This window comes from Brevibacillus dissolubilis (assembly GCF_006170445.1).
Taxonomy (GTDB): Bacteria; Bacillota; Bacilli; order Brevibacillales; family Brevibacillaceae; genus Brevibacillus_B; species Brevibacillus_B dissolubilis.
On sequence record NZ_VCNA01000001.1, the window covers coordinates 146,591 to 170,820 of the forward strand.

At 49.4% G+C, this 24,230-nt stretch carries 2 protein-coding genes; both read left to right on the forward strand.

Annotated features, from left to right (window positions below; genetic code table 11):
• Positions 1-390: 390 nt before the first annotated feature.
• Positions 391-16,218, forward strand: coding sequence for a non-ribosomal peptide synthase/polyketide synthase (locus tag FGI41_RS00345; protein ID WP_139487922.1), 15,828 nt, complete (start codon positions 391-393; stop codon positions 16,216-16,218).
• Positions 16,219-16,380: 162 nt separating this feature from the next.
• Complete coding sequence (locus tag FGI41_RS00350; protein ID WP_139487923.1) at positions 16,381-24,186, forward strand: non-ribosomal peptide synthetase; 7,806 nt, start codon at positions 16,381-16,383, stop codon at positions 24,184-24,186.
• Positions 24,187-24,230 lie beyond the last annotated feature (44 nt).

Sequence of the window (24,230 nt, forward strand, 5' to 3'; positions counted from 1 at the left end):
AACAAGATAGATATATGATAACAAAAAAAAAGAGTAAGTAAATTAGTTTCTCCAAAAGAATATTAATAAAAAAATGTTTATGTAACATAAAAATGAAGAGTCTTATTGTTTTAGTAAAAATATACATTTTATCAATATAATAATTTGAAATCTATTTCATTACCAAAAATAATAAATATTAAGTAAATGTAAAAAAGCATACTTGTTATGAAGAAAATTATATATCATGTCAATTATTGTGTTATTATGTAAAAAGAATCCTTATAACCATATATTTATGATCATAGTTTCATTGACCATTTAACCGGCAAGAATATTGCCGGAATTTGATTTGGTCTGCAATGGAGTGCAACACGATTACTTATTCACTGTAAAAAGGATGGATAATGAATGTCGATTAAACACCCTGACACAATGAAAGAGGATACCATTGAGGTAACTCAAACCGTTACCAAAAAGGAGGTGGATATCATCCTGCATCGTTTTAACGACACGAAGGCCGACTATCCAAAAGACAAAACGATCCACCAGCGGTTTGAAGAGCAGGCAGAGAAGACGCCTGGCCATGTGGCAGTTGTGTTTGAAAATCAGGAGCTGACCTACCTTGAACTGAATAAGCGTGCCAATCAGTTGGCCCGTACGCTGCGTGAACAGGGTGTAGGCCCAGATCAGTTGGTCGGGATTATGAGCGAACGCTCACCCGAGATGATTGTTGGTATTTTTGCGGTTTTAAAAGCAGGCGGAGCGTATGTGCCGATTGATCCGAACTATCCAGAAGAGCGGATCCGCTACATGCTGGAGGATTCAGGAGCCCCGGTTCTGCTGGTGCAGAAACATTTGCAGAATCGTGCCACCTATACAGGCACACAGATTATTCTCGATGACCAGACGTTCTATCAGGAAGACGGTTCGAATCTGGAGCACGTAGCAGATCCTCATCATTTGGCATACGTGATCTATACATCTGGTACGACCGGCAAGCCAAAAGGCGTAATGCTTGAGCATCATGGAATTGTATCGCTTCACACTTATCTTCAAAATCAGTTTTCCTTTGGTGAACAGGACCGCTTTGTTCAGTTTGCCAGCTTCTCCTTTGATGCATCGGTGTGGGAGATGATGGGATGCTTGCTGTCTGGTGCAACCTTGTACCTGCCGACGCAAGATACCATCCACGACCCTGTGGCTTTCGGCACGTTTATGCAAAAGAATAAGATTACGGCCAGCCTGTTGCCGCCTGCCTATGTCGTCAATCTGGATATCAACCACTTGACATCGATGCGGGTCCTCGTGACTGGCGGCTCTGCCACCAACCAGAAGATTGTGGAGACATGGAAAGACCGTGTGACTTATGTTAACGCTTACGGTCCGACCGAATCTTCGATCTTGGCGACCACATGGATTGGTCGGGAGCGCACCGACGGCGTCCTGCCAATCGGTGAACCTGTCTCCAATACCCAAATCTATATCGTCGACGCCGAGAATCAATTGCAGCCAATCGGCACAGCAGGGGAACTCTGTATCGCCGGGGATGGTCTTGCACGCGGCTATCTCAACCGACCTGACTTGACCGCCGAAAAGTTCATCGATAATCCGTTCGTACCGGGCGAGAAGATGTACAAGACAGGCGACTTGGCGAGATGGCTTCCCGACGGCAACATCGAATATCTCGGACGCATGGACGACCAGGTCAAAGTACGCGGCTTCCGCATCGAGCTTGGTGAGATCGAAAACCAATTGCTCAAGCATCCGGTTGTCAAAGATGCTGTCGTAACAGCGAGAAAAGACAGTGAGGAAAACGACTACATCTGCGCTTATCTCACGTTCAGCCATCCTCAGGATGATTCTGTTTTGCCAGACATCAGACAATTTTTGTCCACTGAGCTTCCAGATTATATGATCCCGTCCTATTTTGTTACATTGGATCAACTGCCGCTGACAGCCAATGGCAAAGTAGACAAAAAAGCATTGCCCGAACCAGATGGAAGCATCCATACCGGAGCGGAGTATGAGGCACCGCGTAATGAAACAGAACAGAAACTGGCAGAGATCTGGCAAGAGGTGCTGCATGTCAAAAAAGTGGGGATCAACGACCACTTTTCCATGCTAGGCGGACATTCCCTCAATGCCATCGAGCTCATCGCCAAAATGAACGAGCGCTTAGGCGAGCATATCCCATTAAAGCAGCTATTCCGCTTATCCACGATCAAAGGATTAAGCGCCTACATAGAGGCCCATACAGAAGAGGGCCTGCAAGACAAGCCATTTGCTTACACAACCGATCTGGAAAAGATACACGAACCTTTCCCGTTAACCGGAATCCAGCTGGCCTATTTAGTCGGCCGTGATCCTAGCTTTGAAATCGGTGGCGTATCGACCAGTCTGACAGTTGAGTTTGAGATCGACATGGATCTGGAACGGTTTAACAGAGCGTTCCAAAAGCTGATTGACAGACATCCGATCCTGCGCACCATTGTTTTTGAAAATGGTACACAGCAAATCCTTGAAGAGCTGCCAGTTTATACCATAGACACAACAGATGTAACCAACTGGAGCCAAGTTGAAATCGAAGCATGCATTCTGCAACAGCGGGAACGGCTGTTAACCAAGGTCATCGATCCAAGCCAGTGGCCATTGTTTGAAATCAAAACGTTACAGTTACCGAACGGCAACAAGTATTTCTTCTTGAATATGGACGCGTTGATTTGCGACGACAGCAGCTTGAAAATCCTGATCAAAGAGTTCCAAAGCTTTTATGAGAACATCGACCTCCAATTGCCGGACTTGCAGTTCAACTTCAGAGATTATGTGCAGGCATCCGCTGAATTCAGACAATCCAACCGTTATAAAAAAGACGAGAAGTATTGGATGGACAAATTGGAGAAGTTTCCAGGCGCACCTGCATTGCCGCTCAAGTGTGACCCGGCAGATGTGGAGATCCCGCAATTCGGTAAGCTTTCGCAGTTTATGGACGGTGACAACTGGAACCAACTGAAGCAAAAAGCAAGAAAACGCAATGTCACTCCAACCTCTGTTCTTTGTGCGGCTTATGCGTATGTCTTGGCGTACTGGAGCAATCAAGATCATTTTGGTGTGAACCTGACCGTATTTAACCGCATTCCGTTCCATGAAGATGTGAAAAAGCTGGTCGGGGACTTCACGACACTGATGGTATTGGATATCGATGCGAAGAACAGCCTCAGCTCCTTCTGGGACTTTGCTGAGAAGGTTCAGGATTCGCTCCTCGAAGCGCTTGAACACAGACACTATGATGGTGTGGATTTCATCAGGCATTACAGCAGAAAACAGGGCATGAATAAAAATGCAGCAATGCCAATCGTATTCACTAGTGTGTTGAACGACAACCCGGAGGATTCCTTTGACCAGCTGGTAGATTTCAATAAAATCTCATTCTTGAGCACTAGAACATCACAGGTGTATATCGATAACCAAGTCTATGAAATCAATGGCGGTCTCTATATCACATGGGACTTCGTAGACCAGCTGTTTGAGGATGAAGTCATCCAATCGATGTTCACCCAATATATGGATATCCTGAATCAGGTGATCAGTGCGGAGCAGATTGCCGATCTGGAGCTTGGTGCCGGCAGCCTGCAGGTCATCGAGAAATATAATGATACAGATATGCCGATTCCAGTCTGCCCGCTGCACCAGATGCTAGTCGACACTGCGAAGCGTCTGCCTGATCATATGGCGGTCAAGCATCATGAGCAGACGATTACCTACCGCGAATTGGATGAGAGATCGAATCAAATCGCCCGATATCTGATCGAGCAAGGCGTATGCAAAGGGGATTATATCGGCGTAATCGCAAAACGGTGCATCGATACGATTGTGAACTTGTATGGTGTGTTAAAATCCGGTGCGGCCTACATCCCGCTTGACCCTGAATATCCGGAAGAGCGTAAGGAATACATCAAAGAGAAGGCCAATTGCAAGTTTTTCGTTGCCCCTGATCTTTATGAAAAAGAGAAGCTGCATACGTATTCCACAGATGCCGTTGATACTGGCGTGACCACGGATGACATGGCCTACGTCATTTTCACATCCGGCAGTACGGGTAAGCCAAAAGGTGTGCAAATCAAGCATGGCGCTGCTGCGAATACGATCTTCGACATGAATGAAAAATTCGCTGTCACCGAAAAAGACCGCTTCATGGGCATCTCTTCCATGTGCTTTGACTTGTCCGTCTATGATGTATTCGGGGCAGCACTCAGCGGAGCGGTCATGGTTATCGTGGATGACCAGCGTGATGTATTCCAGCTCAAACAGCTTGTGGAGAATGAGCGGATTACGATCTGGAATTCTGTTCCGGCGATCATGGAGCTGACCGTCGATCTGTATACGGAGACAGAACACAATGATGATCTGCGAGTTGTGCTGCTCAGTGGTGACTGGATCTCCCTGAAGCTTCCTGAAAAAATCAACAGAGCATTCAGAACGGCAGATGTGATCAGTCTGGGCGGTGCAACCGAGGCTTCCATCTGGTCAATCTATTACCCGATCAACGAAGTATCGAAAGATTGGAAGAGTATCCCATACGGCATGCCGCTTGGAAACCAGAAGATTTATGTGCTCAACCAGAATCAACAATTCTGTCCGGTAGGCGTAGAAGGGGAGCTCTACATCGGTGGTGTCGGGGTAGCGAGCGGATATATTAATGATGAGGAAAAAACGAATGCCGCCTTTATCATGCATCCGCAATTAGGCTATATCTACAAAACAGGTGACCACGGGCTGTTACGGGCAGAGGGATATGTCGAGTTCCTAGGAAGAAAAGACAGCCAGGTGAAGATCAGAGGATACCGCGTAGAGCTGGGGGAGATCGAGAACTCGCTCTTACAGCATGAGGATGTCAAAAAAGCGGCCGTGATCGATTATACAGATGATAAGGGCATCAAAAACTTGCTTGCTTTTGTCGTATCAGCCGAAGAGACCGATCCACGGGATTTAAAACAGTACCTGCAACAAACACTGCCACCATACATGATTCCGGCGCGATTCTTCCAGATCGATGAGATTCCGCTTACCGTCAATGGAAAAGTGAATAAGAGTATGCTGGTGGAATTCGCGAAGGTACAACCGCTCGATGAAGTGGCGGCAACCACCTATGAGGAACCGACAGATGAGATGCAGACGATGCTGTTGAACATCTGGAAAGAAGTGTTCCAATTAGAGCACATCGGCACAGATGTCAGCTATTACGAAATCGGCGGAGATTCACTGAAAGCGATCCGGATCGTTGCTGAAGTGAATAAGAAAATGAATATCGAGATTCCGATCGGCGAAATTTTCAAAAACGACACCATTTTGGCGTTGGATCATTATTTGAAAAACAGATCGGATGCCTATCAAGAAAATAAAATCAAACGCATCGCGAAACAGGACTACTATCCGACCTCTCCAGCCCAAAACCGGATGTACCTGCTGTCTAAGCTGGAAAACGACAGAGGCGCTTATCATATTCCGATGGCCCTGCTGGTTGAAGGCAACCTAGATGTCGATCAGCTTGAACAGGCACTTCACACCTTTATTCAACGACATGAGATTCTGCGGACAGGGTTTGAACGGATTCAGGATGAGCTGATGCAAAAGGTTTACGATGACGTGGAGTTCCACTTGGGTTATGAGGATCTGGGTGTATCTGTGACAGATGCTGACTCCCTGAAGAAACTAACCGGTGAAGCATGTAAAGCATTGACCCAACCGTTTGATTTGACCGAGCCGCCTCTTATGAGAGCAAAAGTCTTCAAGCTGGAGTCTGCAAAACATCTCTTGGTCATTAACTTCCACCACATCATCGCAGACGGGGTATCCCAAGGGATCTTGATGAATGAATTGCTGGAGCTGTACAGCGATTGCATGTTGCCTGAGGTGCCAATCCAATACAAAGATTATGTGAGCTGGAACCAGAGCTACAACCAATCAGAGGCGATCCAAAAACAGGAAGCGTATTGGCTGGATGTATTCCGCACCGAGCCGGCTAAACTGCAGTTGCCTTACGATTACAGCCGTCGCGGTACAGGCAGCTATGAAGGCAGCAATGTATATGTACATCTGGGACAGGAGCTTTCTGAGCAGATCCGCAGAGTATCGAAGGAAACAGGCTCCACCCTGTATATGACGATGCTCAGCGCTTATTATGTATTACTTCACAAATATACCAATCAGACAGATATCGTGGTTGGTACAGCCGCATCAGGAAGATTGCATCAGGATTTGCAGGATGTCTTCGGCGTATTCGTCAACACGATTGCACTGCGGAACGAAATCGACGGAGCGAACAGCTTCGCCCAATTGTTGGAGCAGGTGAAGCGAAATACGATTGCGGGCTTTGAGAACTCGGAGTATCAGTTTGATGAATTGATCCGCAAGCTCGATTTTGAACGGGTGGCCAACCGGAATCCATTGTTTGATACGATGTTTGTCTTGGAGGATGGTGCTCTGTTCAGCAAGCAAAAGGGCGAACTCCAGATGTCTCCGGTGATCTTCGATCTGGATAATGCCAAATTCGACATTACGTATACCGTGCTGGACATGGAAGACGAGATTGTCCTCAATATTGAATATTCCACCGAATTATTCCATCCAAACACGATGAATCGAATGGCGGACAGCTACCTCCATATTTTAAAGGAGATTTCACGAAATCTTCATCTTAATTTACATGCAATCGAGATGATTTCGGAGGAAGAAAAAACACATCTGCTGGTAGACTTCAACGATACGCTGGCAGATTTCCCGCAAGATAAGACTGTGCATCAGCTGTTTGAAGAGCAGGTAGAGCGCACGCCTGACCATGTAGCTGTAGTGGCAGGTAACCACCAATTGACCTACCGTGAGCTGCAGGAGAGATCCAATCAGCTTGCGCGAGTACTGCAAGAAAACGGCGTCAAGCCAGACACAATCGTCGGGATCATGATGGACCGTTCCGTTGAGATGATTGTCGGGATTCTCGCGATTATCAAATCAGGCGGAGCGTATCTGCCGATTGATCCGGCGTATCCAGCAGAGCGGATCGAGTACATGCTGCAAGACAGTCAGACGAGACTTCTGGTGACACGTGAGCGGTTAGCCAAACAAGCTGGATTATTGGAAAATAACAGCGTTAATATCATTAATATTGATTGTAACCATATTTCTTCAAAAAATAAAGAAAATCTCGTTCATGAGAATAGACCAAATGATTTAGCCTATGTCATCTATACGTCTGGTTCTACCGGAAAACCAAAGGGTGTCATGGTAGAACACCGTTCCTTGGTGAATCTGTGCAGCTGGCATATCTCTACCTATCAGGTTACATCGGAGGATCGAAGCGCGAGCTATGCGAGCATGAGCTTTGACGCATTCGGCTGGGAGGTATTCCCTTATCTTCTGTCTGGCTCCGCTGTCCATGTGTTAACGGAAGAGCTCCGTCTAGATGTAGAGAAACTAAATCAATATTTCCATGAGCATCAGATCACGATTACGTTCCTGCCTACACAAGTGTGCGAACAATTCATGAAGCTGGATAACCAATCTTTACGCACCTTGTTGACTGGCGGTGACAAGCTCAATTATTTTGAGACCAAAAATTATCAGATCGTCAACAACTACGGCCCAACCGAAAATACAGTCGTAGCGACCCACTTCGTCATTGATCAGGCTTATGTGAACATTCCAATCGGGACACCACTGCATAATACAAGTGTTTATATCCTGAATGAACATGGGGCGCTTTGTCCGATCGGGGTGGCTGGAGAACTGTGCATCAGTGGTGTCGGCTTGGCCCGCGGGTATTTACACAGACCAGAGCTGACAGCAGAAAAATTCGTGCCAAATCCATTTGTTCCAGGCACAAAAATGTACCGTTCGGGTGACCTCGCCAGAAGGCTGTCGGATGGTACGATCGAGTATCTGGGACGGATTGACTATCAGGTAAAAATCCGTGGCTATCGAATCGAATTGGGCGAAATCGAGAATCAACTGCTGCAGCTTGCATCAGTGAAGGAAGCTGTCGTGGTGGCAAGAGAGGATCAAGATCAGAACCATTACCTCTGCGCCTATATCACGCTAGAGACAACCGAGACGGATTCGACGATCGCCGCGATCAGACAAGCCCTGTCCAATGAGCTGCCTGAGTACATGATCCCTGCTTATTTTGTCATGATGGATCAACTGCCGCTGACCGCCAACGGCAAAGTGGACAGAAAGGCATTACCAGCACCAGAAGTGGGCGTCAATACCGGTACAGCGTATGAAGCGCCAAGCAACGAGTTAGAAGAGAAGCTGGTATTGATCTGGCAGGAGACACTGGGTGCGGCCAATATCGGTGTGACTCACAACTTCTTCGAGGTTGGCGGCCATTCACTGAAAGCGACCACACTGATCTCCAAGATGCACAAGGAACTCAAGGTCGAAGTGCCGTTAAGTCAAATTTTCAAAACGCCTACGATCCGCGGGCTTGCTGCTTTCATCGGTACTACCCAGCAAAGCGCTTATGCATCGATCAAGCCAGCGGAGCAAAAAGCGTACTACGAGCTGTCCTCCGCGCAACGAAGAGTCTACATCTTAAGCGAGATCGAAGGGAACGGAACCTCTTACAATATGCCTTTTGCCATGCGCATCCAAGGTGGTCTGGACGTGGCTCAGCTGGAGCGTGCTTTCCAGGCATTGGTAGAGAGACATGAGGCCCTGCGTACTTCTTTTGAGATGGTAGACGGTGAGCCTGTTCAAAAGATTCATCAGGTGGCAGACTTCAAGCTTGCATACAGTGAGCTGGGCGAAGCTGACCTCGATGAGAAGCAGGCAGGCTGGATCCAGCCATTCGACTTGACCCAAGCACCACTTCTGCGGGCGGAAATCGTAAAAGTGGCTGACCAAGAGCATATCCTGCTCGCCGACATGCATCATATCATTTCAGACGGGGTTTCCATGGGCATCATCATGGGAGAATTGGCTGAACTGTATAAAGGCAACACACTTGCGCCACTCCACATTCAATATAAAGACTACTCCGAATGGCAGGCGGAACGGAGCAAGCAAGAGGAGCTCAAACAGCAGGAACAATACTGGCTGGATGTGTTCAACGAGGAGATTCCGGCTCTTGATCTCCCAACGGATTATGCCAGACCGCAAAAGAGAAGCTATCAAGGCGATATCATCCACTTCCAATTGGACGCCAAAACGGCTAATCAGCTCGATCTGCTGGCAAAAGAACACGGTGTCACGATGTACATGGTTCTGTTGGCCGCCTACACCGCGTTGCTCTCCAAGTACACCGGGCAAGAGGATATCGTTGTCGGTACGCCGATTGCAGGCCGCAAGCATGCTGATCTGAATCAGGTGCTCGGGATGTTCGTCAACACACTGGCGATCAAGAACAAGCCTGCGGGTCACAAAACCTTCAGCCAATACTTGAACGAAGTCAAAGAACATACACTCAAAGCCTACGAGAATCAAGATTATCCGTTTGAACAGCTGGTAGAGAAATTGAATATCAGAAGAGATCTCTCCCGTAACCCGTTGTTCGATACGATGCTGGTGCTCAACAACACGGATACGATGCGACTCGACATCGACGGCTTAGAGTTCACTTTGCTGGAAGACAGACGCCAGTTGTCCAAGTTCGATCTCACAGTACGAGCAGATGAGACACAAGATGGCTGGAAGCTGGAAGTCGAATATTGCACAGCCCTGTTTACGAAGGAACGAATGCAACGATTCTCCGAGCACTTCATCCAGCTGCTGCAAAAAGCGGCACAGCAGCCGTCCCTGCGCCTGTGTGACATCGATATGCTGACAGAGGCAGAGAGAAACACTATGCTCTTTGACTTTAACAATACCCAAGCACCATATGCCAAAGAGAAGACGCTGACCGAGCTGTTTGAAGAACAGGTAGAAAAAACACCGGATCAGATCGCGCTTGTCTTTGAAGATACAAGCCTGACCTATCGGGAACTGAATGAGCGGGCCAACAACATCGCCTATGTGCTCCGTCAAAAAGGAGTCGGACCAGATGTGGTCACAGGCATCATGGTAGAACGTTCCCTTGAGATGATTGTCGGGGTCATGGGGATTCTCAAAGCAGGCGGCGCTTATCTGCCGATCGACCCAGAGTTCCCAGAGGATCGCAAGCAGTACATGCTAAGCGACAGCCAAGCCAAGGTATTATGTGTGGCAAGTGATGTGGCGACCGCAGGTATTGCTTTTGACGGAGAGATCGTCCGCTTGGATCAGATCGATCACACACAACACCCAGCGAACGTGGAGAGAGTCAGCCGATCCAGTGATCTGGCCTATGTCATCTACACATCTGGTTCTACAGGCCAGCCAAAAGGGGTCATGATCAACCAATATAGTGTGCACAATCTGGTGAATGGGCTTCATGCGGTCATTTACAGACACTATACGACTCCGCTCAACGTTGCCTTGATCGCGCCATATATTTTTGACGCATCGGTGAAGCAGATTTTTGCCGCGGTGTTGTTGGGCCATGCCTTGCATATTGTGCCTAAGGCAACCAGCTGGGATGCCAACCAACTGATCGAATACTACGCGAAGCACTGCATCCACGTCTCTGACGGTACACCTGCTCACTTCAAGATGCTGACCTACCTCAGCAATGAGATCAAGCAAGAGCTGGCCGTGAAGGAATTCGTCATCGGTGGCGATGTGCTGACACATGACTTGATCGAGGAAGTACGCCACAAAGTGCCGAATCTCACAGCCAACGTGACCAATGTCTACGGACCGACAGAATGCACGGTTGACGCTACCAGCCATCGTGTCGTATACGGCGAGCCGAAACAGCCGGGGGCCATCCCGATCGGTAAACCACTGATGAATACCAACATCTATATCGTGGACAAAGCCAATCACCTGCAGCCATTGGGCGTGGCAGGGGAGATGTGCATCGGCGGTGAGGGTGTCGCCAGAGGGTATCTGTGCAAGCCTGAGCTGACCGCTGAGAAGTTCGTGGACAACCCATTTGAACCGGGACAGAAGATGTATCGCACAGGCGACTTGGCGAGATGGCTTCCAGACGGACAGGTCGAGTTCATCGGACGTGTGGACCATCAGGTAAAAATCCGTGGGTACCGCATTGAGCTGGGCGAAATCGAGCATCAGCTGGTGAAGCATGAACAGATCGCAGAAGCAGTCGTCATCGCGAAAAAAGACAACGAAAACAATGATTACCTCTGCGCCTATATCGCGCTGGATGGATCAGATCAGACATTGACGATCATGGACATCCGTGAGTTCTTGGCGAGCCAGATTCCTGATTATATGATTCCAGCCCATTTTGTGAAGCTGGATCGACTGCCTCGGACAACCAGCGGGAAGGTCGACAGAAAGCTGCTGCCTGAACCGGATGGAAGCATGCTGGACGGAGTCGAATACGAAGCTCCGCGCAATGAGCAAGAAACCAAGCTGGCACAGATTTGGCAGGAGATTCTCGGGGTGCAGCAGGTCAGCATCAACCATAACTTCTTTGCCATCGGTGGAGACTCGATCAAGGCGCTCCAGATCATTTCCCGACTTGCAAAAGCAGGGCTCAAGCTGCAAATGAGAGATTTGTTCGCCAATCCAACCATCCGTACTCTCAGCAAATATGTAAAAGAAGAAAAGAAAGATCGCACAGCCAATGAACAGGTGACTGGCGAGGTTCTTTTAACTCCGATTCAACAGAGATATTTCGAGCGTAATCAAGAAGAACTGAATCATTTTAACCATTCGATCATGCTGTACCGAGAGGGCGGTTTTGATGAACAGGTTATCCAGCAGGCGTTTGACAAGCTGTTCGAACACCATGATGCGTTGCGGATGATCTATGAAGAGAAAGACGGGGTCATCGTACAGACCAACCGAGACCAACAGGAACATATGTTCGATTTGAGTATTCACGATCTCAGAGGCGTAGAGCACATCGAACCAACTGTGAATGAGCTGGCTACCACACTGCAAAAAGACATTTCCATTAAGCAGGGTAAGCTTGTGAAGCTGGGTCTCTTCCAAACAGACGAGGGCGATCATCTGCTCATCGTAGTACATCACCTTGTGATTGACGGTGTGTCTTGGCGAATCCTCTTGGAAGACTTCGAGAATCTGTATACACAGGCCGCCAAGGGTGAGAAGCTGGACATCGGCTATAAGACCGACTCCTTCCAGCATTTTGCTAAAGGATTGCAAGGGTATGCCGACCATCATCTCCTCCAGAGAGAGAAAGCGTTCTGGCAATCTGTCGCCCAAGCCCAAACAAGCTTTATCCCGAAAAAGCAAGAGGGCACACGCAACCTGTTTGAAGACAGCCGAACCATTACCATCAAGCTGGGCAAAGAAAGCACGAACCGCCTGTTGAGACAGACCAACCGAGCCTACAACACCGAAATCAACGACATTTTGCTGACAGCTCTCATGGTCAGTGTCAGAGCACAGACGGGTGAGGATCGTCTGAAAATCATGATGGAAGGCCATGGACGCGAGGAGATCGGGGCTGGCCTTGATCTGAGCAGAACCATCGGCTGGTTCACATCGGTATATCCGGTATGGATCGACTTGGCTCATGAAACAGAGCTTGCCACGAACATCAAGACGGTCAAAGAGATTCTCAGAAAAACACCAAATAAGGGCATCGGCTATGGCGTCCTGAAGTACATGGCAGCTGACAGCGGTCTCTCTCAGGAAGAAAAAGCACCGATTTCGTTTAACTACCTAGGCGAGATGGATCAAGACGTCAACCGCGGACTTTTCGTGGAATCCAAGCTTCCAACCGGCCAAACCGTCGGAGGCAAGATCGCGCGGAGCCATTCGATCGAGATGAACTCGATCGTCCTAGACGGCGAGCTAGTGATTCATACCACTTATAACGAGTCGGAGTATGATGAACAGACCATCCATGAGCTGAACCGACATTACGTGCAAAGTCTGGAGCAGATCATCGAGCATTGTATCCAACAACCTATGACAGAGCGCACGCCTTCTGACTACGGGGATACTGACATTACGCTCGAACAGCTGGATGCCATCCAGAAGAAGTACGCAACTCTGACCATCGAAAAAATCGTTCCACTGGCCAACATGCAGAAGGGCATGCTGTTCCACTCGCTGGAGCGCAAGGATTCGAGTGCCTATTTCCAACAGGTTGTTATGGATCTGCACGGTTTCGTAGATGCAGCGGTGTTAGAGCAAAGCTTCAATGAAATCATGAAGCGTCACGAAGGATTACGAGCCGCTTTTGAATATGAGATTGTCGCGGAGCCGAGACAACTGATTATCGAAGGCAGACAAGCTGGCTTCACTTATCTGGATTGGACAGGGAAATCGACTGACCAACAGGCACAATTCACAGCGGCCTATCTCACGGAAGATCAGGAAAAAGGATTTGACTTGAGTGCTGACACGCTGATGAGAGTCGGTCTGATCAAGACGCAGGAGCAGTCCTACACATTGGTGTGGAGTCACCATCATATCTTGCTGGACGGCTGGTGCCTGGGGATCATCTTGAACGAGATGTTTGCCATCTATACCAGCATCATCCAAGGGAAGCCATATCAATTGGAGGACCCACGTCCATTCAGTGATTATATCCGTTGGCTGGAACAGCAGAATAAAGCAGAAGCACAGCGCTATTGGACAGACTATCTCGCTGGCTATGAAAAACAGGCTTCCTTACCGAAGACCGGAAGCAATGCGAGTATCAACGGAGCGGACAGCAAGGAGAAAGTCATCCACTTCTCCAAAGAACTGACCGAGCGTATGACGCAGCTGGCCAACAGCAACCGTGTCACCTTTAACACCGTATTCCAAAGCATTTGGGGTGTTGTGTTGGGTCGATACAACCAGGCTGACGATGTCGTATTCGGTACCGTTGTCTCTGGCCGGGAAGCAGATGTGGACGGCATTGAAAATATGGTCGGATTGTTCATCAACACCATCCCGACGAGAGTCCGAGTGCAAAGCGGCGAGCGTTTCCGAGACGTTTTACAAAACGTACAGAATGACGCGCTGCAAAGCAATGCGTACACCTATCTGAATCTGTCAGAGGTGCAGGATCTCAGCGTCTTGAAGCGGGAGCTGCTTGATCATGTCCTTGTCTTCCAGAATTATGCTATTGATGAAGTTAATATTATGAATGAAGGTAATATAACTGGTTTTACACTTACAGGGATTAAAGGGAATGAACGGACGAATTATGACTTCAGTATCGTAGCGTCCTTACAGGATTGTCTGACGCTCAAAGTGACGTATAACGAAAGCGTGTTTGATCCGTCCTTTATCGATCGACTGGAGGGCCACCTGATCACCGTAACCGAGCAAGTGGTCACCAATGAGAACGTGCTGGTGCAGGACATTGAGGTCGTGTCAGCGGCAGAACGCAATCTGCTGCTCCACACATTCAATGACACCAAGACCGACTATCCAAAAGACAAGACGATCGCCCAGCTCTTCGAGGAGCAGGTCGAGCGCACCCCAGACCATGCAGCTGTCGTGATGGATGATCAAGTGCTGACGTACAGACAGCTCAATGAACGCTCCAACCAGCTGGCAAGGTATCTGCGTGACAAGGGAGTCCAAGCGAATACCGTTGTCGCCATCATGGCAGAGAGATCGCTCCACATGATGATTGGCCTCATGGGTATCCTCAAATCCGGGGCGGCTTACCTGCCGATTGACCCTGAATGGCCGCAAGAACGCATCACGCATATGCTTACGGATTGTCAAGTCAACCTGTTCGTGACCCAGCGCACCTTCACCGATGCGATCCAGATGGACGTGGAGACGATTCTGCTGGATGCAGAGGATGGCCGTAGCGCAGACAGCTATTCCACAGAGAATCTGACACCTGTAAACAGTGCCGGGGATACCGCCTATATCATCTACACATCTGGCTCTACGGGTACACCGAAGGGCGTCGTGATTTCCCATACCAATGCCATCCGGGTCGTGAAAAACACGAACTATATCACGCTTGATGAGCATGATCACGTGATCCAGCTTTCCAACTACGCATTTGACGGGTCTGTCTTTGATATCTTCGGTGCGTTGCTGAACGGCGCGAGACTGGTGCTGATGGATAAAGAAACCGTACTCGATATCAGCAAGCTGGCGAAGCTAATCCGTACCCAGCATGTCACCGTGATGTTCATTACCACAGCACTGTTCAATGTACTGGTGGACAGAGAGCTCGAGTGCTTGTCCGGCATCCGCAAAATCCTGTTCGGCGGCGAGCGTGTCTCCGTGGCCCATGCGAAAAAAGCGCTGGATTACATGGGACCCGACAAGATGCTCCATGTGTATGGCCCAACCGAAAGCACAGTGTACGCCACCTACTATCCGATCAATGACATCAAGGACGATGCCGTGACGATTCCGATTGGTGCACCATTAGCCAATACAACAGCCTATGTGGTGGATCAGCATAACCGTCTCGTCCCAATCGGTGTGCCAGGTGAGCTTTGCATCGCTGGCGATGGTCTGAGCAGCGGCTATCTGAACAATCCGCAGCTGACCGCAGAGAAGTTCGTGCCGCATCCGTTTGCCGCAGGGGAGCGGATGTACCGTACCGGAGACTTGGTCAGATGGCTGTCGGACGGCACTATCGAATTCTTGGAGCGGATCGACCATCAGGTGAAGCTGCGCGGCTTCCGTATTGAGCTGGGTGAGATTGAGAGCTCCCTGTTGAAGCATACAGATATCCAAGAAGCCTTCGTGATGGCGAGAAAAGATCAGGATTACAACGACTACCTCTGCGCCTACATCACAGCTGCAAGAGAATTGCACGTAGAAGAGCTGCGTAGCTTCTTAGGGGAAAGTCTGCCTGAGTACATGATTCCAGCCTATTTCGTCAAGCTGGATCAACTGCCGCTCACGCCTAACGGCAAAGTGGATCGCAAGGCACTGCCAGAACCTGATACAAGCATCATCACCCAAGCTGCCTATGAGGCGCCGACCAACTTCGTAGAAGAACAGCTCGTGTCCATCTGGGCGGAGGTCCTCGGCGTTGAGCGAATCGGTACGACCAGCCATTTCTTTGAACTGGGCGGCAATTCACTCAAAGTGATGCATGCGGTTCACGCGATCAATAAAAAATTCCAAAGCGACATCAGCATTCGGAGCTTCTTTGAACATCCAACGATCAAACAGCTGGCTGCGATCATTCTAGGCGCGGAATCCACCGAGCCAAGCAGCACAGATGATTACGTGGAGCTGGAAATCTAGCTCCCGTCTCTCGGATCGACAACACCGGCCCTGTCCGGTGCATTTGGAAAAACTGCACAATCGCCTTCCCATACGCAGATGACGGAGGCTGATTGTGCAGCAATTCCGAGGGGCTCTATTTTTGTTACGTGGGGTACATCAAAAGGGGAGTGACCACTTCATATGAATATTGCGGGCCTCATTCAAGATTTAAAAAAGCAATCTATCACCTTATTTCACGATCAGGGAAAATTAAAAATCATCGGTCCGCGCGAGCTGATCAGCCCTGAAATCATGGAGCAAATCAAATTATATAAGGAAGAGATTATCCACTTCCTCACCTCGGAACAACTGGCGCCTAAAGATGCCATTCCAAAAGCGAAGACGTCTGCGAATGGTTGCTACGCACTGTCCCGGGCACAGAAGCGGATGCTGATCCTCAACCAATTGGACGATCAAGGGATCACATACAATGTCCCGCTCATCATGAAGCTAATCGGTGATTTTCAACTCGACCGTTTTGAACAAGCGTTTAACCAAATCATTCAAAGACATGAAGGATTGCGTACCTCCTTTGTCACTCTGGACGGAGAACCTGTCCAACAGATACATACGGACCTTACCATTTCCATTCCCTATAACGAATTAGGCGAAGAAAGCATTACCGACAAGATCCATCGATTCATCAGACCTTTTGACATGGGACAAGCCCCTCTACTGCGGGTAGAAATCCTCAAGGTAAAAGAAGGCGAGCACATCATGATGCTGGATATGCATCATATCATCTCAGACGGGGTCTCCATGGCTGTCCTGATGAAAGAAGTAGCCGCCTTATGTGAAGGAAAAGAATTGGCGCCTGTCGCCGTTCAATATAAAGATTACTCGGAATGGCAAAGAGAATCGTCACTGCAGGAGAAGATGAAGAAGCAAGAGGAGTACTGGCTGCAGACGCTTAGCGGTGAATTGCCAGTGCTTACGATGCCGCTCGATTTTGCCAGACCGCCTGTACAGAGCTATGAAGGCGACCGGATTGAGTTTGGCGTGGGTCCAGAGCTGACGAAGAAGCTGAAGCGTCTGGCCCAGCAAAACGGTGCCACCATGTACATGCTGCTTTTGGCTGCATACAACACGCTGCTTACCAGATACACGGGGCAGGAAGATGTAATCGTCGGCTCCCCGATTGCAGGACGGTCGCACGATGATCTCAAGCAGGTAATCGGTATTTTTGCCAATACACTGGCATTACGCAATTACCCTAAATCGGATCTAACGTTTACTGACTTTTTGCAAGCAGTCAAAGCCAGCACCCTGCAAGCGTACGAAAATCAAGATTATCAGTTCGATGAGCTGGTCGAGAAGCTCGATGTCAAAAAAGACATGAGCAGACATGCGCTTTTTGACACGATGTTTGACCTGCAGAATCAGGATGAATATGAGTTCGGGTGGAGCGGCATACAGGCAGAGCCGTACCACATCGATTTTCAGATCGCCAAATTTGATCTGAGCCTGACTGCTGTGGACTGTGGTGATCAGATCAAGCTTGATCTGCAATACGCCACGAAGCTGTTTGCAAAAGAAACGATGGAGCGCCTCACCGGCCATTTTGTGCAGATTCTCGAAGACGTAGCTGATCGTCCTGATTGTGCATTAGGCCAAATCAAAATGATCTCTGATGCAGACGTACAGACGATCATCGATCAATTCAACGATACCAAGTTGGAATATCCAACAGAGTTGACGCTCGTTCAGCTGATCGAACAACGGGTGGAGATGACTCCTGATCATATTGCAGTCGTATTCGGGGAGCAACAGGTGACCTACCGGGAGCTCAACGAGAAGTCCAATCAATTGGCGAGACTGCTCAGACAAAAAGGCGTCAAGCCGAATACGCTGGTCGGCATCATGGCCGAGCGTTCTCTTGAGATGATGATCGGGATCATCGGTGTTCTCAAATCCGGCGGTGCTTATTTGCCGATTAATCCTGAGCTGCCAGATGACCGGATCGCGTATATGCTCTCCGACAGCGGAGCGGGCATCACACTCGTGCAGGAGCATTTGCAGGCCAAAATCAGTTCGTTCCCACACATCACCTACGAAGGCGTAGCATGGAGCAGCTTGGATCATACCAATCCAGAGCCTGTCAACGAACCGACCGATCTGGCTTATGTCATCTATACATCTGGTTCTACCGGCAAGCCCAAGGGTGTCTTGACCACTCATCAGAACGTGGTCAACTATGTCCATGCCTTCCTCAAGCAGGTTCCGCTGCAGGAAGACGATGCGGTACTGCAAGTTGTTTCCTTCTCTTTCGATGCTTTTACCGAAGAAGTGTATCCGATCTTAGCCTGTTCCGGCCGATTGGTAGTGAGTCAAAAACTGGGCGATGTCACCATCGATCAACTCGTTCAACAGATCGACACCCATCAGATCACCGTCGTCAGCTGCTCGCCACTGCTGCTCAATGAGATCGATAAAAACGAACATCTGAAGCTTCGTTCCAATATGAAGTTCATCAGCGGCGGGGACGTCCTCAAATATGAATACATCAAAAACATGGTAGAAACAGCTACTGTCTATAACTCCTACGGGCCAACAGAAGCGACCGTATGTGCGACCTACTATAAAATCAGCCCAACAGACCGCGACAGAAAAACTATCCCAATCGGTCAACCGCTCGCAAACTATCAAGTCTATGTGCTGGATACAGACCTGCAAGTATTGCCGATCGGCATCCCCGGCGAATTATGTATCAGCGGTGCAGGCTTAGCCAAGGGATATCTCAACAATCCAGAACAGACCGAGGAGAAATTCGTCCCACATCCATTTTTACCGGGTGAGCGCCTCTACCGTACCGGAGACATGGCGAGATGGCTGCCTGATGGCAACATCGAGTTCCTGGGCCGTATCGACAACCAAGTCAAAATCCGAGGATACCGGATCGAGCCAGAGGAGATTGAGCGTCACCTGATCAACCACGCAATGGTGAAGGATGCGGTAGTCACCGCCAAAGACGATGCGGATGGCAACAAGTACCTCTGCGCCTACATCACGCTGAACGCTTCCGCTTCAGAAGAGACAACGGTTATCGAGGAAGTAAGAGCCTTTGCCGCAGACGCCCTCCCCGATTACATGGTTCCGTCCTTCTTCGTTGCGCTTGAGCAAATCCCACGCACGATCAATGGTAAGGCAGATTGGAAGGCATTACCTGAGCCGGATTTCACGGCCATGACCAGCACGGCATACGTCGCACCCCGCAATGAAGTCGAGCAAAAGCTTGCGTCCATCTGGCAACACATTCTGGGGATCGATCAGATCGGGATTGACCATAACTTCTTTGAATGGGGCGGCCAGTCCTTGAAGGCCTTCGCACTCGCATCTGCCATCCACAAAGAATTCCAAGTCGAAGTGCCGCTCAAGCAGATCTTCAGCCAGTCCACGATCAGACAGTTGGCAGCGTACATCCAAGAGCAGGAGAAAAGCACCTATCTCCGCATCACGAAAGCCGAAGAGAAGGAATATTACCCACTGTCTGCCGCGCAAAAACGACTGTACATTTTAAATCAATTTGAAAATAACGGTATCACGTACAATATGCCGTTCGCGGTCAAAATATCGGGCGACCTGCAACTGTCAGAGCTTCAACGTGCGTTTGAACAAGTGATTCACAGGCATGAGGCCCTGCGCACCTCTTTTGTCATGGTGGATGGGGAGCCTGTGCAAAAGATCGAAAAAGAGGTCTCCTTTACACTCGTAACAGGTGTTGCCAAAGAGGAAGAGCTGGCGCAGCGCATCGACGAATTTATCCAGCCGTTTGATCTGGAACAAGCACCACTGCTGCGGGCGTCCTTGCTGACAATCGATGAAAACGAGTATGTCATGCTGCTCGACATGCACCATATCATCTCTGACGGTGTATCGACAGACATTTTGACGAGAGAAATAAGCGAACTGTACGCAGGGCGCGAGCTTGCACCATTAGCTCTGCAATATAAAGACTACTCCGAATGGCAAAAAGAGATGGACAACCAAGGCGGGATGCAGAAGAAGGAGCAATACTGGCTCAACGTGCTTGGGGACGAGCTACCGGTTCTGCAGATGCCGCTTGATTACGCCAGACCGCCTCTCCAAAGCTTCGAAGGTGACCGGATTCATGTCGGCATTGACCATGAGCTGACCAAACAGCTTCAGCTGCTTGCCCAAGAAAACGGAGTCACCATGTACATGCTGCTATTGGCTGGATATACGGCGCTGCTGGCTAAGTATACCGGTCAGGAAGACATCATCGTCGGCTCACCTGTAGCGGGCAGACCGCACGAAGATATGCAGAATATGATCGGGATGTTCGTCAATACGCTCGCCCTGAGAAACTATCCCAAACAGGACATGACCTTTGCCCAGTATCTGCAAGAGGTCAAGGAAAGCACCTTACAAGGCTACGAAAACCAGGAGTATCCGTTTGACGCCATCGTTGAGAAGCTCAACCTGCAACGTGATCTCAGCCGCAATGTGCTGTTCGATACCATGTTCACCGTGCAAAGCGCAAACGGTCTTGAATTCGATGCAAAAGGATTAGATTTTGCCCCGTATCCATTCGAATACCCGATTGCCAAGTTCGATCTGAGCCTGACCGCTGTCGAGTATGCCGACCATCTGGAACTGCACGTAGGATACGTCACCAAATTATTTAAAAAAGCAACGATGGAGCGCCTGGCGAACCACTTCGTCATGATCCTACAGGAAGTCGTCCGTCAACCAGATATGAAGCTGGGTGAAATCAACATCGTCACCGCAGAAGAAAGAGATCTGCTCCTGTATACCTTCAACGACACCAAGACCGATTACGCGAAAGACAAGACCATCTGGCAGGTGTTTGAGGAGCAGGCGGCCCGCACGCCTGACCATGTGGCTGTTGTATTTGAGGGCAAGCAGCTGACGTATCGGGAGCTCAATGATCGAGCCAATCAAGTGGCCCGTTATTTGTTGGAGCAAGGGGTAGAGCGGGAGACCATCGTCGGCTTGATGGTGGATCGCTCACTTGAGATGATCGTCGGTATCATGGGTATTTTGAAGTCTGGTGCAGCTTATCTGCCGCTCGACACCGAGTATCCAGAAGACCGGATCCGCTACATGCTCCAAGACAGCGGAACGAAGCTTTTGATCACTCAGGATCATCTGCTTGACAAAGTGAATCTCTCAGACCGGCCTGAGCTCGTCCGGGTCACCATCACCGATGAGATGATCGTCAAGCAGGACACAGCCAATCTCGAACAAACGAACCGTCAGATGAATGATCTGGCGTACGTGATCTATACATCAGGCTCAACCGGCTTACCAAAAGGCGTGTTAGTGGAGCATGCGACCTTCGTCAATTTCTGTTATTGGTACATCGAGTCCCATGAGATTACAGCAAGCGACCGCGTTACGAACTATTTAAAAATTTCGTTCGACGTCTCTCTTGCTGAAATCTTCCCAACCTTGATGACAGGTGCAACCCTACACATCGTGCCAACCGATCTGCGTCTCGACCTGCACCGGTTGAATGAGTACATGGAAACGAACGGGATTACTGTTGCGACGCTGCCTAGTAAAGTAGCCGAGCAATTCGTCGGGCTGACCAACCATTCGCTTCGCCTACTTGAAGCGGGCGGAGAAAAGCTCAATCTGACGACAGATACCCGCTACCCGATCATCAATGCCTATGGCCCGACCGAAGCGACGATCTGGTCCACCCATTTTGTCATCGACAAGCAATATGCGAATATCCCAATCGGTAAGCCGATCTCCAATTACAAGGTCTATATCTTGAACGCAAGTAACGCTCTGTGCCCTGTCGGAGTCATCGGGGAACTGTATATCGCTGGTGACGGCCTTGCCCGCGGCTACCATAACAGACCGGACTTGACGGCTGAGCGGTTCGTGGCTGATCCGTTTGCACCAGGCAAAAGAATGTACCGCACCGGTGACTTGGCAAGATGGCTCCCAGATGGAAATCTGGAGTTCCTCGGAAGGATTGACCATCAGGTAAAAATCCGCGGCTATCGGATCGAACTGGGTGAGATCGAGACACAACTGCTCAAAGCACCGACCATCCAAGAAGCGATCGTGATCGCCAGAGAAGATAAGGACAACAACAACTATCTGTGCGCCTACATCATCTCGGAAAAAGAGTGGACAGCGGCAGATGTGCGCGAATGGCTGGAGAGTGAGCTTCCTGATTACATGATCCCAGCCTATGTCGTACAGCTGGAACGCTGGCCGCTCACCCCGAACGATAAAGTGGATCGCAAGGCACTGCCAGAGCCTGACCGCAGCGTGAGCACCGGTACCTCATATGAAGCACCGAGAAATGATGTGGAGGAAAAGCTGGTTGAGGTGTGGCGCGATGTGATCGGTGTAGCTGACATCGGGATCAACCATCACTTCTTCGTCTCCGGCGGTGACTCTATCAAGGCGCTCCAAATCATGTCCCGACTGGCAAAAATCGGCCTGAAGCTAGAGGTTAAGGATTTGTTCGCCAATCCCAAAATCAAGGATCTCTCCAAATACGTGAAGCAAGACCACAGACAACAAGACACAACTGGAATGATCGAAGGTACCGTCGAGTTAACCCCGATCCAACAGTGGTTTTTCGCGCAGAACCAAGAAGAGCGCAACCATTATAACCAGGCGTTCATGCTATACAGACCACAGGGCTTTGATGAGAAACACATCGAGAACGTATTCACCAAGCTGACCGAGCACCATGATGTCCTGCGGATGATCTATGAAGAAACAGACGGTCCAATCAAGCAAATCAACAGAGGCTATGGTGACCAATTCTTCCAGCTGTCCATCTACGACGTACGCGAGCTGGACAACCAAGAGGTACGCGTCCGTGAGCTGGCTACCCAGATCCAACAACAAAGCTCGATTCAAGAGGGCAAGCTGGTAAACCTCGGCATGTTCAAGGCAGACGACGGAGATCACCTGCTGATTGCGATTCATCACCTCGTCGTAGACGGCGTATCGTGGCGTATTTTGCTGGAGGATATCGAGACGCTGTACGAACAGTCCGTACGGGGCGAAAAGCTGGATCTCGGCTTCAAGACAGATTCCTACCAACGATTTGCGTCTGAGCTCAAGGAATATGCAACAAGCCGAGCACTAGCCAAGGATAAAGCGTACTGGACAGAAGTCGCCCAGGCTAAAGTCGACTTTATTCCGAAGCAGAAGGAATGCCAGCCGGATATCTATGGACAGAGCAGCTCGCTTACCATCGCACTGAGCAAAGAAGCGACGTCCCAATTGTTGAGAGAAACCAACCGAGCCTATAACACCGAGATCAACGATATTTTGTTGGCAGCCCTGTTCGTCGCCGCCCGCGAAATCACCGGCGAGAAGCGTCTCAAGGTCAATATGGAAGGACATGGCCGTGAAGATGTGTTAGAAGGCGTGGACATCAATCGAACCGTCGGCTGGTTCACCACGATCTACCCGGTGTTGCTTGAAGCAGGGGACAGCACTGAGCTTTCCACCACAATCAAAGTCATCAAAGACCTGCTGAGAAAAGTGCCGAATAAAGGCTTCGGATACGGTGCCTTAAAATATATCGCGCAGGATGCAGACCTGTTGAACGAAGAGTCAGCACCCATCCTTTTCAACTATCTGGGCGAAATGGATCAGGATGTACAACGCGGCGGATTCTCTGCCTCCCGCTTCTCCACAGGCGAAAGCATCGGCGGCAACATCGTCAGAACCAATTCTATCGAAATAAACGGTGTCATCACGAACGGTGAATTGGTGATCAACACCACGTTCAATGAACTAGAGTACAGTATCTCTACCATCCAGCATCTGAATGAGACCTATATCAACAGCCTGACGAAGATCATCTTGCACTGTGTCAACAAAGACGAGACAGAAAAAACCTCTTCCGATTACGGCTATGACAAGCTGTCATTAGATGATCTGGACGATTTACTGAGCGAGTATGAACTCATAGAAGACTAGGATTTACGCCCGACAACCATTAGAAGCAGCAACCGCACATCAAG

Bases quoted from the DNA above. Each gene is read 5' to 3' on its own strand.
- FGI41_RS00350 (WP_139487923.1), top strand. From the start codon at position 16,381: ATGAATATTGCGGGCCTCATTCAAGATTTAAAAAAGCAATCTATCACC.
- FGI41_RS00345 (WP_139487922.1), top strand. From the start codon at position 391: ATGTCGATTAAACACCCTGACACAATGAAAGAGGATACCATTGAGGTA.